The organism is Muribaculum gordoncarteri (assembly GCF_004803695.1).
Lineage (GTDB): Bacteria > Bacteroidota > Bacteroidia > Bacteroidales > Muribaculaceae > Muribaculum > Muribaculum gordoncarteri.
This window is the reverse complement of the sequence record NZ_CP039393.1, coordinates 1,159,119-1,174,753: the sequence shown is the minus strand read 5'-3', so window position 1 is coordinate 1,174,753 and position 15,635 is coordinate 1,159,119. Positions and strand designations below refer to the sequence as shown.

General features: G+C 47.8%; 9 protein-coding genes. 3 read left to right on the top strand and 6 right to left on the bottom strand.

Annotated features, from left to right (window positions below):
• Nucleotides 1-38: 38 nt before the first annotated feature.
• From E7746_RS05095 to gyrA, 4 genes are all read right to left on the bottom strand, one after another.
• On the bottom strand, nucleotides 39-1,304 hold the full coding sequence (locus tag E7746_RS05095) for a BT_3928 family protein (protein WP_168184302.1): 1,266 nt from the start codon (nucleotides 1,302-1,304) through the stop codon (nucleotides 39-41).
• A gap of 5 nt (nucleotides 1,305-1,309) precedes the next feature.
• Nucleotides 1,310-1,849 (bottom strand): DUF1599 domain-containing protein, encoded by a 540-nt coding sequence (locus tag E7746_RS05090; RefSeq protein ID WP_136410059.1) that lies wholly within the window; start codon nucleotides 1,847-1,849, stop codon nucleotides 1,310-1,312.
• 131 nt (nucleotides 1,850-1,980) lie between these two features.
• Nucleotides 1,981-3,228 carry a tetratricopeptide repeat protein gene (locus E7746_RS05085; RefSeq protein ID WP_136410058.1) on the bottom strand — a complete coding sequence of 416 codons (1,248 nt, stop codon included), beginning with the start codon at nucleotides 3,226-3,228 and terminating at the stop codon, nucleotides 1,981-1,983.
• A gap of 38 nt (nucleotides 3,229-3,266) precedes the next feature.
• Nucleotides 3,267-5,855 (bottom strand): DNA gyrase subunit A, encoded by a 2,589-nt coding sequence (gene gyrA / locus E7746_RS05080; RefSeq protein WP_136410057.1) that lies wholly within the window; start codon nucleotides 5,853-5,855, stop codon nucleotides 3,267-3,269.
• A 237-nt stretch (nucleotides 5,856-6,092) separates the two neighbouring features.
• Here gyrA and E7746_RS05075 point away from each other — a divergent pair, with 237 nt between their 5' ends.
• The gene (locus E7746_RS05075; protein WP_136410056.1) at nucleotides 6,093-8,636 is read left to right on the top strand and encodes an ATP-dependent Clp protease ATP-binding subunit; all 2,544 of its coding nucleotides are present in this window, start codon (nucleotides 6,093-6,095) and stop codon (nucleotides 8,634-8,636) included.
• 35 nt (nucleotides 8,637-8,671) lie between these two features.
• Here E7746_RS05075 and E7746_RS05070 read toward each other — a convergent pair whose 3' ends face one another.
• Together E7746_RS05070 and E7746_RS05065 are read right to left on the bottom strand one after the other, a co-directional pair.
• Entirely contained in the window at nucleotides 8,672-8,881 is a 210-nt protein-coding gene (locus E7746_RS05070; protein WP_136410055.1) for a hypothetical protein, read from the bottom strand.
• Complete coding sequence (locus E7746_RS05065; protein ID WP_136410054.1) at nucleotides 8,878-10,383, bottom strand: sensor histidine kinase; 1,506 nt, start codon at nucleotides 10,381-10,383, stop codon at nucleotides 8,878-8,880. The genes E7746_RS05070 and E7746_RS05065 overlap by 4 nt, the downstream gene beginning before the upstream one ends.
• Before the next feature lie 263 nt (nucleotides 10,384-10,646).
• Here E7746_RS05065 and htpG point away from each other — a divergent pair, with 263 nt between their 5' ends.
• Nucleotides 10,647-12,695 carry a molecular chaperone HtpG gene (htpG, locus tag E7746_RS05060; RefSeq protein WP_136410053.1) on the top strand — a complete coding sequence of 683 codons (2,049 nt, stop codon included), beginning with the start codon at nucleotides 10,647-10,649 and terminating at the stop codon, nucleotides 12,693-12,695.
• 151 nt (nucleotides 12,696-12,846) lie between these two features.
• The gene (locus tag E7746_RS05055) at nucleotides 12,847-15,630 is read left to right on the top strand and encodes an alpha-amylase family glycosyl hydrolase (RefSeq protein WP_136410052.1); all 2,784 of its coding nucleotides are present in this window, start codon (nucleotides 12,847-12,849) and stop codon (nucleotides 15,628-15,630) included.
• The last annotated feature ends 5 nt before the right edge of the window (nucleotides 15,631-15,635 follow it).

The window sequence follows — 15,635 nt, the reverse complement described above, 5'->3', positions numbered from 1 at the left end:
ATTTTGAAGTATTTTGGTATATGATTGTGCAAATTTACTCATTTTTTTCGATTCCGTCGCGCAAAATGCAATTTAACTGCGTGACCGCTACGGTCGATTCCCCACAGAATCAATTCAAGACCGATGAAAATTAGCGTAAACAACCAGAAGTAGGTTGTTCCTGAATAGCGCAGGTTGTCGAGTGTATTGTCGTCGGGACTTGCAAACAGGTCGCTGTCAATCGACACAAGCGTGCGCTTCCATTGAATTATACCATCCTTAAGGTATACCATGGCGACATTACCGCGTGCCAGCTCCTTTATCGATGTGTCATCGGCCGTATATAGCGGATAGGTGGCCATCGACAGGTCACGCCACTGTTCAAGACCGTCATCATTGGTTCCAAGCACGCCTATCATCTCACCTCCGCGAGAAACGATGTAACGCTCGATTTCATTAATTAGATAGGTCGACGATATGTCGATATTGTTCATCTCGGGTATCAGCAGCAGTATCTGTTCACCGTCACCGAGTATCACCTCGCTTGTCACATCGTCATCGCCATCATATATCACTATGCCATCGCCATGCTCGTGCACAAGATTGCTTGAGCCGATTTCACGGTCGACAAATGTCCATGTGCTGTCGGGCAGATTGTCAGCCGAAAATGACTGTCTATTTCCGTCCTTCTCATATACGAAAATAATATCAAGCCCGGTGTCGTCGCTCTCTTCATCAACCACCAATGATGTTCCCACCTTATAAGGTCGAAAATCGACAAGGGGTTGAACCGAGTAACCGAAGAATCCTATGACAGCCACATATATGACACACAAGAATCCTTCAAGCCATTGCGTATAGGTGGAAAAGAGGCCGCTAACCTTATTATTGTTGAACAGCAGATAGACCAACATGGCTACGAGCAATACGTTTTTCAGGAACGTAGCCGTGTTGGATATTACGAGGAAGTCGCCGAAACATCCGCAATCAGGCACCGGGTCATCAATGGCAATGTAGAGCGTCAACGGCAACATGAATGCCATAAGTGCAGTCATGGCCCAAACGGAAACCCGCTTGTAGCTTCCTGTCGCAAGCATGCATCCGAGTATGAATTCGACACCCGACAGCATCAACGCCACAAAGAATACTATCGAACGCGGTTGAGGCACTCCCCACACATTAAGATACTGCTCAATCTTGTAGATGGAACCCCACACATCTATCATCTTGGCAAGACCTGAAATGATAAACGTGCCGCCGACAATCAGACGGAAAATCCATACAATTGCGGTCCTGTGCCGATCAAAGAATGTCCTGATGTCCATAACCATTAATCTTCAGTAAGCTTAATTATTGCAAACACTGCATAATTCATCATATCCTGGTAATTGGCATCGACGCCCTCCGACATGATGGTGACACCGTTATTATCCTCAATCTGCTTGGTACGCATAAGTTTCTGTAGTATTATATCGGTATAGGAGTGAACCCTCATTCCCCGCCAGGCCTCGTCATAGTCATGATTCTTGGCAATCATCAGTTCGCGCGTGCGCCTTACGTGACGGTCATACAATGCTATGGCCTTGTCGACATCCATGTCGTCGGTGTCGCAGTAACCGAGTTCAAGCTGAATAAGGCCAATGGCTCCATAATTAACGATTGCGATGAATTCAGGCAAAATACCCTCACCCACCTTTGAAGTCTTTTTGGTTTCAAGCGAGCGTATACGTGTAGCCTTGATGAATATCTGATCGGTCACCGATTCGGGTCGCATTATGCGCCATGAAGCACCGTAGTCCTTGAGTTTCTTGACGAATACATCGCGGCACATAGCCAAAGCGTTGTCAAATTGTGCAATAGTGTCAGCCATCTCTCTATAATTCTAATATGATATTGTTTAAGCACAAAGTTACTATTTATTCGCAACATCACGAAATAAAAAAGGGGAACCGCACGATTGCGATTCCCCTGATATTATAATGTCAATCAATGACACGCTTATTACATAGCCTCGATACGCTTGAGATTGGTTTCGTCACCAAGGCTATAGTAGAGGCTGCGGAGCAGACGGCGAGCTTCGCTCTCGGTGTTCTCGTCGCTAAGAGCCTTTTCAAGATAGGGAGCGGCTTCCTTAAGCATCGGGTCGATCTTCTCGGCTCTAAGCTTGTTGTATTCGGCCTGCTCGAGGTTCTGGTTCTCCTCGTCGATTGTCACAGCCTGAGCATAGATAACTCGTCCGAGGTCGAGGTGAGCCTTTGCATTGTCGGGAGCAAGTTCAACAGCCTTCGAGATATATTCGCGAGCCTTGTCATAGTTCTTCTTGCTCTGATACAAAATACCCATAACATCGTAAAGTTCGGCATTCTGGGGAGAAACTGCGATTGCCTTCTCCAACAGAGTCTGAGCCTCATCATACTTCTCGTTGTTAATCTTGTCGTTGATGATGATTGTCAGATACTTTGAATCGGTTTCACCATAAAGGTCATTGGCAGCCTGTGCAAGAGCAACTACTGCATCATTGTCCTGCGATTGAGCAGCCACACTGATTGCATAGTCATAGAGGGAAGGTGTATTGTAACCCTTTGCACGAGCGGCATTGAACGATTCAAGAGCAACGGGGAGCTTTTCAGCCTGCCATGCTGCAAGGCCCTGGAAATAGAGGATTTCACCTACTATCGAGTCGGCAGGAGCCTTGGGAGCTTCTTCGCCGAGCGATTTATTTTCGGGCATTGTTGTGTATATGTTCCATGCATCATAAGCGCCTGCATAGTCCTTGGCATCCCAAAGCAGCTGTCCGCCTGTTACATAGTCGTTATAGTGAGCGGCAAGCTTCTTGGCCATGTCCTTGGAATATTTGGTCTTGGTCTTGGGGCTTCCGTCCTTGTTAAGTTTCGGAGAACCGTTTTTATCCTTTTCAACTACAGTGTCGAGAGGGAATGCAGTCATGTAATACTTGTAACCGTCAAGAAGCGCACGGCCCATCTTCGGTTCATCAACCTGCTGACCTACGGCTTTCTTTCCGAGCATAGCGTCATAATCGCCAAACTCAATTGTACCAGCTACATACCATGTTTGAGCTTCATCCTTGGATTCAGGGTTAGTCAAAGCGGGCTTCAACTGATCGCGAGCTGCGGCATAATCGGCATTGAAACCTTTTGCCTTACCTTCAACCTCCTTTACAAGGCTCTTCTGAGCCGATGCTGAAGCAACGGCTAATAGGCAAAGACCTAAGATACTTAATTTTTTCATACTTGTATTAATGGTTTGTTAGTAAAAAGTATTCATTTTTATTGTTCGTCATCGGGAAGTTCTTCAGTGAACTCGTCCTCGTCGTCAACCGGCTCATCGATATCGGTTATCTCCTCGATATCGACGGGAATCGGAGTCTGTTCCGACTCGTCGACAAGTACGTTTTCATTTATCTCCTCCTCAGGATCAGAGTCAACGCAGCACACCGAAGCTATCTCATCGTTACGTTTCTCAAGATTTATGAGCCTTACACCCTGGGTGGCACGGCCCTGAACTCTGATGTCGGCAACCTTGATGCGGAGTGTTATTCCCGATTTGTTGATAATAACAAGGTCGTTATCATCATTAACAGCATCTATGGCTACAAGTTTACCGGTCTTTTCGGTAACGTTGATAGTCTTTACACCCTTTCCACCTCGGTTGGTAACGCGATAATCTTCAAGAGGCGAACGTTTGCCGTAGCCCTTTTCCGATATTACCATAACGTTATTAGTGGTGTCAGCGTTCATGCAAATCATGCCTACAACCTCATCGTCATCACCGTCAAGGGTCATTCCTCTTACACCGGTCGACATACGGCCCATCTCACGCACCTTATTTTCCGGGAATCGGATCGCACGGCCGTTTCTGTTGGCAAGAAGCACTTCCGAATTTCCATTGGTCAATTCAACGCCGATCAGCTGGTCGCCTTCACGGATTATGATTGCATTCACGCCATTGGCACGCGGACGGGAGTAAGCCTCAAGACTTGTCTTCTTGATTATACCGCGCTTTGTCGCAAACACGAGGTTGTGCGATGTCACGTAGTCCTTATCGTCGAGCTTCTTGATTCGGATTACAGCATTTACAGCATCATCAGGCTCGATGTTGAGCAAATTCTGTATGGCACGACCCTTGGCGTTCTTTGCACCTTCGGGCAGGTCGTAAACTTTAAGCCAGTAACAGCGTCCCTTCTGCGTGAAGAACAGCAGATAATTGTGCATCGAAGCAGGATATATGTGCTCAATGAAATCCTCGTCACGTGTATCGCTGCCTCGTGAACCCACACCGCCACGGTTCTGTGCGCGGAATTCACTCAATGCGGTTCGCTTTATGTAACCCATGTGCGATATGGTGATTATCATGTCGTCATCGGCATAGAAATCCTCGGCATTGAAGTCACCTGCCATGTAGTCAATATCGGTACGACGCTTGTCACCGTATTTGTCACGTATCTCTATGAGCTCCTTCTTTATAAGTTCACGACACACGTGGTCATCGCTCAATATAAGGTTCAATTCAGCGATGCGGGCAATGATTTCATCATAGGCGGCATGAAGCTTATCCTGCTCCAGTCCGCTCAACTGGCCAAGTCGCATGGCGACGATTGCAGCAGTCTGGGGTTCCGAAAGGTCAAATCGTTCGGCAAGAGCCTGTCGAGCCGCATCCTGATTGGCCGAAGCCTTGATTATGCTTATCACCTCATCGATATTCTGCGATGCGATAATAAGGCCCTTTAATATATGAGCGCGCTCTTCGGCTTTTCGGAGTTCAAATTTTGTGCGACGGATTACCACATCGTGACGATGGGCAATGAACGCCTCAAGAATTTGCTTAAGATTCAATGTCTTGGGGCGACCGTTAACAATTGCCACATTGTTGACGCTGAACGATGACTGCAAAGCCGTCATCTTATAAAGCTTATTAAGGACAACGTTTGAGTTGGCATCGCTCTTCAGGCGAATCACAATGCGCATTCCCTTATAGTCGCTCTCATCGTTTATATCGGCAATGCCGTCAATCTTCTTTTCATTGACAAGATTGGCTATATACTCAATAAGTTCGGCGCGGTTTACATTATAAGGAAGCTCGGTTATGATAATGTCCTCGTGATTGGCCTCCGACTCAATTTCAGCCTTTGCGCGAATCACGATTCGTCCACGACCCGTTTCAAAAGCCTCCTTGACACCGTTGTATCCGTATATCGTACCGCCGGTGGGGAAATCGGGAGCCTTGATGTAGTGCATCAGTCCCTCAATTGAAAGCTCGGGGTCGTCAATCAATGCCACTGCCGCATTCAATGACTCGGTAAGATTGTGAGGCGGCATATTGGTAGCCATACCTACGGCAATACCCGATGTTCCGTTTACGAGCAAGTTGGGGATACGTGTAGGAAGCACTGTAGGCTCAAGTCGTGAATTGTCATAGTTTGGCTGAAAATCTACCGTTTCCGAATTTATGTCACTCAACATCTCTTCGCCTATGCGCTCGAGCCTAACCTCGGTGTAACGCATTGCGGCCGCTCCGTCACCGTCGATGGAGCCGAAGTTTCCGTGACCGTCGACCAATCGATAACGCATAGCCCAATCCTGAGCCATTCGCACAACCGTACCGTAGATTGATGAGTCACCGTGAGGGTGATATTTACCCATAACCTCACCTACACAGTTGGCCGACTTCTTATGAGGATGATCCGATGTATTACCCATCTCGTTCATCCCATATAGCACACGACGCTGTACCGGCTTCAAGCCGTCCCTGACATCGGGCAGCGCACGTGACACAATCACCGACATTGAATAGTCAATGTAGGCCGACTTCATTTCACTTTCGATATCAATTTTCAGAATTCTGTCTTCGTCCAGCATATAAAAGTCTTATTAATAATATGCATAATACCCGAGCCACAACGAATAGAATCGCTTTACGCCCGTTAAGGGTATATACGTTAAATTTTATACAAAGATAAATATTTTTTACGAGAAAATGAGTAATTTTAATTCAGTGATTGTTTAAATTATGTTGAAGTGCTATAATTTGCCTGAAGTAGTCGTTTTTGGCACAATTATTGTAGTAACTTTAATGAAAATATACTGATTTATTACATGGACACTAATTTTTCTAATGAATTAAAGTACGTGCTTGACCAAAGTCGCATTGAAGCTACACGCCACAACTGCTCAATGATAAAGGCCGAGCATCTCTTGCTTGCAATCATGTCCAAGAATGAAAGCCACGCATTCCAGACGCTCCAGAAGCTGTTGAGCGCCGACATGATGTATCAGCTGCGCGATGCTCTCGACAACAGCCTTTACGAGCAACCGGGCAGCACCGAGATGCTCACAGTCAGCGACTTGGCCAACCGCATAATCAAATTGAGCGTACTTGAAGCTCGAATGCTGAAAAGCAACATAGTCGATTCGGAGCACTTGCTTCTCGCCATATTTCACAACAGTGAAGTTCAGAATCTTGAAATCATGGGTATGTTCCGCGACGCGGGCGTAACCTATGAGGCTCTCTACCGTCTTCTCGCCAATGTGGCCGATGCGCCTCAGATGGGAGCATCGTTCACCGATGATGACGACGATGACGAGGAAGAGCCCTTCAGCAGCGACCGCCCCGAGGCTCCGCAGCGCCCGTCATCAGCACCAAAGCGTGGAAATGACACCCCTGTCCTTGACAAATTTGGCAATGACATGACACGCGCCGCCGAAGAGGGCCGTCTTGATCCGGTAATCGGACGAGAGGTGGAGATTGAACGCCTCGCCCAGATTCTCAGCCGCCGCAAGAAAAATAACCCCGTGCTTATAGGCGAACCCGGTGTGGGTAAATCAGCCATCGTCGAAGGACTCGCTCTGCGCATCGTGCAGCGTAAAGTGTCACGCATCCTGTTTGACAAACGTGTGATATCACTTGACATGGCGTCAATCGTAGCAGGCACGAAATACCGCGGACAATTTGAGGAGCGCATAAAGGCGATACTCAACGAGCTTTCAAAGAACAAGGACATAATCCTGTTCATCGACGAGCTGCACACTATAGTGGGTGCTGGCAACGCATCGGGCTCGATGGATGCCGCCAATTTGCTGAAACCCGCCCTCGCCCGAGGAGAAATCCAGTGCATAGGTGCGACGACAATTGACGAATATCGCAAAAACATAGAAAAGGACGGTGCTCTTGAGCGTCGTTTCCAGAAGGTGATGGTTGAACCAACTTCGCCCGAAGAAACATTGACCATCCTCAACAACATTAAGGATAAATATGAGGAGCATCACAATGTCAATTACACACCCGATGCAATCGAGGCATGTGTAAAGTTAACCGACCGCTATGTGAGCGATCGAAATTTCCCCGACAAGGCCATCGACGCGCTTGACGAGGCCGGTTCACGCGTGCATGTCACCAACATCGTTGTGCCCAAGGAGATAGAGCGTCTTGAAGAGCAGATTGCCGAGGCCAATGCCAACAAACTTAAGGCCGCACAGTCACAGAACTTCGAGAATGCAGCATCATTCCGCGACAAGGAGCATCGCCTAAAGCTTGAGCTTGATGAAGCCAAGCGTAAATGGGAAGCCCAGATGAACTCTCAGCGCGAAACTGTCGATGAGGAGCGTGTGGCCGAAGTTGTGGCCATGATGACCGGTGTACCGGTGCAGCGCATAGCTCAGGCTGAAGGCATAAGATTACGTGAAATGGGTCCGAAACTGAAAGGAGCAATCATCGGTCAGGATGCCGCTATAGACAAGATTGTAAAAGCGATACAGCGAAACCGCGTAGGCCTCAAGGACCCCAACAAGCCCATAGGCACGTTCATGTTCCTTGGCCCCACCGGAGTCGGAAAGACCCACCTTGCCAAGAAGTTGGCCGAATATCTGTTTGATTCAGCCGACACGCTGATTCGCGTCGACATGAGCGAATACATGGAGAAATTCACTGTGTCACGACTCGTGGGAGCACCTCCGGGATACGTTGGATACGAGGAGGGCGGACAACTCACCGAGAAGGTTCGCACACACCCCTACTCTGTCGTCCTGCTGGATGAGATCGAGAAGGCACACCCCGATGTGTTCAATCTTTTGTTGCAGGTTCTTGACGAAGGTCGTCTTACCGACAGCCTCGGCCGCCGTGTCGACTTCAAGAACACAATAATCATCATGACCTCCAACATCGGAAGCCGACAGTTGAAGGATTTCGGTTCGGGCGTAGGATTCACAACCCGCGAAGTCGACAAGGAGTTTTCACACGGCATAATACAGAAAGCCCTGAACAAAGCCTTCTCGCCTGAATTCCTGAACCGAGTCGATGACATTGTGATGTTTGACGCGCTCGACAAGGAGGCGATATTCAAGATTATCGACATCGAACTCGCCGGATTCTATAAGCGTGTCGAATCGTTGGGTTACCGATTGATGATTACCGAGGAGGCCAAGAATTTCATCGCCTCAAAAGGTTACGACACTCAGTTTGGAGCTCGTCCGCTGAAGCGTGCCATCCAGAAATATCTTGAAGACGAACTTGCCGAGATGATAATCAACGCATCGGTCAATCCGGGCAATCTCATCTATGTCACTTACGACAAAGACAATGACAAGATTGTAACCGAAATTCGCACCGAAGAACCGTCGTCATCTGACTCGACAAACGAATAGTACATTACAATCCTGCATAAAAAGCGCGATTCCCGTCATCGAGAATCGCGTTTTTCTTTATATACCCTCACAAATCCGTAAGCTGTTGCCGGCAATGCCACTAAAGCAACTATGCCGAGGGCTCTTATCATCCAATCGGAGAGCGGGACAAGCTCCGTGAGCCCCATTGTCATTAGAGTCAGTGTGCAGAATAGCACCACAAGACTCCACTGCAGGAATCGCCCCGCTTCACCGGCCTTCATCATGAATGGAGTTCAAGCACAAATCTTGCGCCATGGTTAAACGAATCGTCAAGCGATAACTTGCCGTTCATCTTTATTGCCATCAACGAGCAGATGGGCAGACCCAGTCCATCGCCTTCGGTGAGATTGCGCACTTCGCTGAACGGGCGGAAAATCTGCTGGCGTATCTCCTCGGGAATTCCGGCACCGTTGTCGGTTACGATGAACTGATGGGTGTGAGCACCGCGCTTTTTAAATTCAAGCGATATCTTGCCTCCCTCGGGAGTGTAAAGAGCGGCATTGTTAAGCAGGTGATTCAACACATGGGTCAGCGGCTCCAGAGCGATCTTGATATTCATCTTAGGAGCATTGACGCTAAGTGTTACACCGGGCTTAATGCGGTCACGAATTCCATCCATTATCTCCTCACAGAAATTCAATATATTGACATCCTGCAATTCGTAGGCCTCGCCAAGTGATGATTCAAGCGACGACAACTCCTGAATGTGTTCCGAGAATTCATGTAGAGCCTTGACACCGGGCTGCTTCTGATCAAGAGTGTCGAGTGTAGGCTCCATTTGTGCCGATATATTGCTTATGAATCGGGTCTTCAGCTCGTTATGTTCATTTGCCACAATTATAGCTTTCTTCTGCTTGCGGGTAAGCGCAATGTAACGCAACAGGATTATGGCACCGAAAACAAGTGCTGCGGCAAGAATGGCGAGCGCTATGCACAATGTCACGATAACGGCCTTGCGCGAAATTATGGCACTCTCCTTCTCATCTATCTCTTCAAGTGCGCTGTTATATTTTGCCTGTAATTCGGCAAGCTCTTCATTTGACTTGATCTTATTGACCGAATCGGTCCACAGCATGTAATTGTCGTAGCTTCGTGCCACAAGCCGCGAGTTGCCCGACTTCAATGCCGTGCCAATCAGATTTCGGTAGCACTCGGCAATCTTGTCATAATCCTTCTGACCCTGATAGCGTGCTATCAGTTTCTTCATTGCAGCGTCACCTCGGTCATTCTGTCCGAATGTATAGTAGTATCCGGCCTGCTCCGACATGAGGTCGGTCATAAGAGAGTCGTTGGAAAGTCCCTTAAGGTTGCCCTCCATCTTATCGAGCTGCTCACGTGCACGGGCCGAATTCTTAAGCTTCATGTACATTTTAAACCGCTCCTTGTTCAAGTCATAATGTTCGGCAGGCATCGGCCGACCATTGTCCTGTTCAAGCTTGTTAAGCGACATCTCCACTCGTCCGAGCAGTTCAAACGCCTCCTTGTAATAATTTTCACGGTGATACAACGCGCTGGCATTCACTGCCGCCTTCACAGCCCCGGGCATATTATTGGATGTCAGGTAGGCATTGCAGGCCTGGACATATCTATAACGTGCCGTTACATACTCCTTGGCGTCAAGATTTTTATTCGCATCAATCATCATTTTATTCGCATTCGTCTGGGCATTGACAGCTCCCCCGAACACGATACCGACAGCAAGCACTATGGCTGAATAAATTTTCATAAGATATTTTTGAGCTTTGTTTACATTTTTCCGTACAAAGATAAACATAAAAACCGATTTACAATAGCTTCAATGCATCGTTAACAGTCGCCGTTATGAATTTAAACACTCAATTTCACCACAGCAATGATAAACCGGTCATAGTGACAGTGCAAAAATGTCACATCACTTAACAATTTATATGATAAAATGTCACATTATAAAAGTGGCATTTTATTTGTAATGTGTTATTGTAATAGAATTGTTTTAAATCATAATTATATATGAGTACTCAGAAAGGTAAAATCGGGGTAACTACCGAAAATATTTTCCCCGTAATCAAAAAGTTTCTCTATAGCGACCATGAGATATTCCTCCGCGAACTCGTGAGCAACGCCATCGATGCCACCAACAAGCTGAAAACACTGTCGTCATTCGGTGAATTCAAAGGCGAGCTTGGCGATATGAATGTAAAAGTGACTGTCGACAAGGAAGCCGGAACACTGACCGTAAGCGACCACGGTATAGGCATGACAGCCGACGACATCGAAAAATATATAAACCAGATAGCATTCTCGGGAGCCGAGGAGTTCCTTGCCAAGTACAAGGACAAGGCCGAAAATATAATCGGACACTTCGGACTCGGATTCTATTCGGCTTTCATGGTGGCCAAGAAGGTGGAAATACGCACACTCTCCTATAAGGAAGGTGCCGAAGCCGTAAGCTGGGTATGCGACGGTTCTCCCGAATACTCAATGGAGCCGATTGAGAAGAAGGAGCGCGGTACCGACATCGTGCTTTATATCGACGACGAAAACAAGGAGTTCCTTGAGCAATCACGCATCGACACTCTGTTGAAGAAGTACTGCCGATTCCTGCCCGTGCCCGTAATTTCAGGAAAGGAACAGGAGTGGAAGGACGGAAAATATGTCGACACCGACCGCGACAAAGTCATCAACAACACCGAACCCGCATGGACTAAAAAACCGGCCGACCTTACCGACGATGACTACCGCAACTTCTATCGCGAGCTCTATCCCGGTCAGGACGATCCTCTGTTCTGGATTCACCTGAATGTAGACTACCCCTTCACTTTGACTGGAATACTCTACTTCCCGAAAATCAAGAACAACATCGACATCTCGCGCAACCGCATCCAGCTCTATTGCAATCAGGTGTTTGTGACCGACTCGGTTGAAGGCGTAGTTCCTGAATTCATGATGCTGATGCAGGGTGTGATCGACTCTCCCGACATACCGCTGAACGTTTCACGTTCTTATCTGCAAAGTGACACTGCGGTGAAGAAGATATCATCCTACATCACCAAGAAAGTCGCTCAACGCCTTGAGGAGATATTCAAGAACAATCGTGAAGAATACGAAAGCAAGTGGGACGATATAAAGGTATTCATCGAGTATGGCATGCTGACTGATGAAAAGTTCCGCGATGCCGCTATGAAATTTGTCCTCGTCAAGGACACCGACGACAAATACTACACCCTTGACGAATACAAGACTCTCATCGAGGCCAACCAGACCGACAAGGAGGGTAACATCATCTACCTTTATGCCACCGACAAGACGGCTCAGTACAACTACATCACTGCAGCAACCGACAAGGGCTACGATGTATTGCTAATGGACGGACAGCTCGACAGTCACTTCATAGGATTGCTTGAGCAGAAGCTTGAGAAGTCACACTTTGTGCGTGTCGACTCTGATGTAATCGACAATCTTATCCGCAAGGAAGATAAGAAGGCCGATGACTTGACAGCCGCACAACGCAACATCCTTACAAATGTATTCCGTTCACAGATTCCCGCTGTCGACAAGGCTGAATTCCTCGTTTCATTTGAATCGCTTTCAGCCGACGCTGCTCCGCTCGTCATCACTCAGAACGAGTATATGCGACGCATGAAGGACATGGCGGCAATGCAGCCCGGAATGAGTTTCTACAGCGAACTCCCCGACAGCTACAACCTGATTGTCAACACCGAGCATAAGCTCATCAAGCAGATTCGTGACGATGCCGACAAATCAATCGCCGAAAAGATTAGCCCGATAACCTCGTCAATCGACAAGACAAATGCCGAAATCACGACAATACGTGAAGCTGCAAAGGATGGCAAATTAAGCGACGATGACAACAAGAAGGTTTCGGAACTTGAAGGCGAAGCCGACAAACTGCGCAAAGAGGAAACCGAAATGATAGGCCAATATGCGGCAACTCAACCGATAGTAAAGCAGCTTATCGACCTTGCCCTGCTCGGCAACGGACTTCTGAAGGGTCATGACTTGAGCGAATTCATAAAACGCTCGATAAATCTTCTGTAACAACGACACAAACTTGATAAATATAAAGGAGGCGCCTATGGTTGCCTCCTTTTTTCATGCCTTATATGCTCAATAACACATCGCATTGGTCTTGACAAGTCAAAAAATATGTGCAATTTTGTAAATTATTTTCTTATAGCGATTTTTTTGAATGAAACATCTCTACTATCTGCTTCTGGCAATAATATTATTGCCCTGCCATGCTGCAAACGCTCAGCTCATAACCACTTCGCCGGCAATCGTGCAACGTTCAAGCAATCCGATTGTAATCACATTTCATGCCGATCAAGGCAACAAAGGCCTGATGGGACTCACTTCGTCAACGCCTGTATATGCCCACACCGGAATTATAAGAAAAGGCTCTACAAAATGGGAATACGCTCCACAATGGCTTGACAATAGCGCCAAATACAAGCTATCCTATGTGTCGGCCAACACATGGCAGCTGACAATACCGGGAATCAACGAGTATTACGGAATAACCGATGCCGTTGAGGTAGAGAAACTCGCATTTGTGTTCCGTAACGCCAACGGCTCAAAAGAAGGAAAAACGGCCGACGGCGGTGACATATTTGTAAATGTGGTTCAAGACAATGAATTTGAGCTTACACTTACATCATCGGCCGAAAGTGAATACATAACACAGGCACGTGACATAACATTCACGGCAACTACTACATCGTCGGCCGACATCGACATATACCTGAATTCAATGACATCCACGCCCGTAGCGTCGGCAAAAAGCACTACGGCACTGACTAAAACGATTGCAATAAACACTCCGGGCACATATAATATAATCGCCCGCGCAACTTCAGGCACAAAGACCGCAACGCAGACCTCCACGATAACCTATCTCGGTCAATCTACTCAAACCGATTATCCAGGCGGCATACCGCAAATGGGAGCAAAAGCCAACTCTGACGGCAGCGTGACATTCTGTCTTGCAGCACCTGACAAATCCAATGTATTGATCGTTGGCTCGTGGAACGACTACGACATAGCCACTTCCTTACCGATGCACTATCAGGACTATAACGGTAATCGCTACTTCTGGGCTACCGTAAGCGGACTCGCCGCCGACACCGATTATCCCTACTACTATCTTGTCGACGGACAATACAAGGTGGGCGACCCGTATGCCAATCTTGTCCTCGACCCGTGGAACGACCGTTACATCTCCCCTACCGTATTTCCCGACATGCCGCCCTATCCATCGGACAAAGTTAACGATGTGCCTCTTGCCGTCTACAATTCGTCAATAAACGACTATGAATGGAAGATAAAGAATTTCAAAGGCGTCGACCAAAGCGCATTGGTCATATACGAGCTTCTTATTCGCGACTTCAACGGCTCGGAAGGTCAATCGCTCGGCAACGGCACGATAGCCGGAGTCATGGAAAAGCTCGATTATCTTAAGGAGCTTGGCGTGAATGCCATAGAACTTCTGCCCGTAATGGAGTTCAACGGCAACAACTCCTGGGGATATAACCCTAATTTCTATTTCGCTCCTGACAAAGCCTACGGGACACCCGATGACTATCGAAAACTCGTGGACGCCATACATGAACGTGGCATGGCGGTGATTCTCGATGTCGTGTTCAATCAAAGTGACGGACTTCACCCTTGGTACCGCATGTATGACATAGACCGCAATCCGTTCTACAACGGAACTGCACCCCACTCCTACAGTGTTCTCAACGACTGGAACCAGGACAATCAGCTTGTGCAGCAGCAATTCAAGGATGCGCTCATCTACTGGCTCACCAGCTATAATGTCGACGGATTCCGATTTGACCTCGTGAAGGGTCTTGGCTCCAACCAAAGCTACAACGCCACCTACAATCAGTCGACCAACACATGGTCGGGCGTAACTGAAGATAAGACCAATGCCTACAACGCCAGCCGAGTAGCACGCATGAAGGAGCTTCACGATGCAATGCGAACAGTAAAGCCCGACGCCTACTTCATCAACGAGGATCTCGCAGGAGCTAAGGAGGAGAATGAAATGGCTGAGGACAAGGAAACCAACTGGGCCAATATCAACAATGCCTCATGTCAATTTGCAATGGGATGGCAAAGCGGTTCCAATCTCAACCGATTCTACGCTCCGCTCGACGATAACCGCATCTGGGGCTCAACCGTATCCTATTCCGAAAGCCATGACGAAGAGCGCATGGCCTACAAGTGCGCACAATGGGGCAACACCGGCATAAAAGGCAATGTCGCCATGACAATGCGAAGACTCGGCTCGGTGGCGGCAATGATGCTGATGTCGCCAGGAGCACACATGATATGGCAGTTCCAGGAGTTCGGAGCCGATGAAACCACCAAGAACGGCGACGGCTCTAACAACACATCACCCAAGAAAGTGGTGTGGAACTATCTCAACGACCCCGACCGTGCCGGATTGAAGCAATCCTACAGCGAACTGTGTGCAATACGCAACGGCAACCCGCAGATGTTTAAAGAAGGCGTAACCACAGTCATGTCATGCGACGAAAGTAATTGGGCCAACGGACGAACCATAAAACTATCCAACGGCACCGATGAGCTCTACTGCATAGTGAACCCCAACATCTCGGGAAGCAAGGCCATCGAGGTACCCTTTACCAAGGATGCGGCTCAATATCATCTGCTCAGCGCAAGCTATGGTGTAGAACCGTCACTGTCGGGCAAAAGCGTTACGCTACCCGCCGGAGCATACGCCGTATACGGAACAGCGGGCATGACCGACATTGAAGATATAATCGATGATGTAACGCCGCAAATCAATGTCTATGGCGGAATAGGAGAAATAATCATCGAAGGCGATTACCGGGAGCTTGACATATTCAACATCTCGGGACAACGCATTCATGGCACATCGGGGCTTCCGGCAACAATATACATTGTAATTGTCGACGGCACAAGCAACAAAGTGGTCGTAAGATAATAGAG

Bases quoted from the DNA above. Each gene is read 5' to 3' on its own strand.
- gyrA (WP_136410057.1), bottom strand. From the start codon at position 5,855: ATGCTGGACGAAGACAGAATTCTGAAAATTGATATCGAAAGTGAAATG.
- E7746_RS05090 (WP_136410059.1), bottom strand. From the start codon at position 1,849: ATGGCTGACACTATTGCACAATTTGACAACGCTTTGGCTATGTGCCGC.
- E7746_RS05075 (WP_136410056.1), top strand. From the start codon at position 6,093: ATGGACACTAATTTTTCTAATGAATTAAAGTACGTGCTTGACCAAAGT.
- E7746_RS05085 (WP_136410058.1), bottom strand. From the start codon at position 3,228: ATGAAAAAATTAAGTATCTTAGGTCTTTGCCTATTAGCCGTTGCTTCA.
- E7746_RS05070 (WP_136410055.1), bottom strand. From the start codon at position 8,881: ATGATGAAGGCCGGTGAAGCGGGGCGATTCCTGCAGTGGAGTCTTGTG.
- E7746_RS05055 (WP_136410052.1), top strand. From the start codon at position 12,847: ATGAAACATCTCTACTATCTGCTTCTGGCAATAATATTATTGCCCTGC.
- E7746_RS05065 (WP_136410054.1), bottom strand. From the start codon at position 10,383: ATGAAAATTTATTCAGCCATAGTGCTTGCTGTCGGTATCGTGTTCGGG.
- E7746_RS05095 (WP_168184302.1), bottom strand. From the start codon at position 1,304: ATGGACATCAGGACATTCTTTGATCGGCACAGGACCGCAATTGTATGG.
- htpG (WP_136410053.1), top strand. From the start codon at position 10,647: ATGAGTACTCAGAAAGGTAAAATCGGGGTAACTACCGAAAATATTTTC.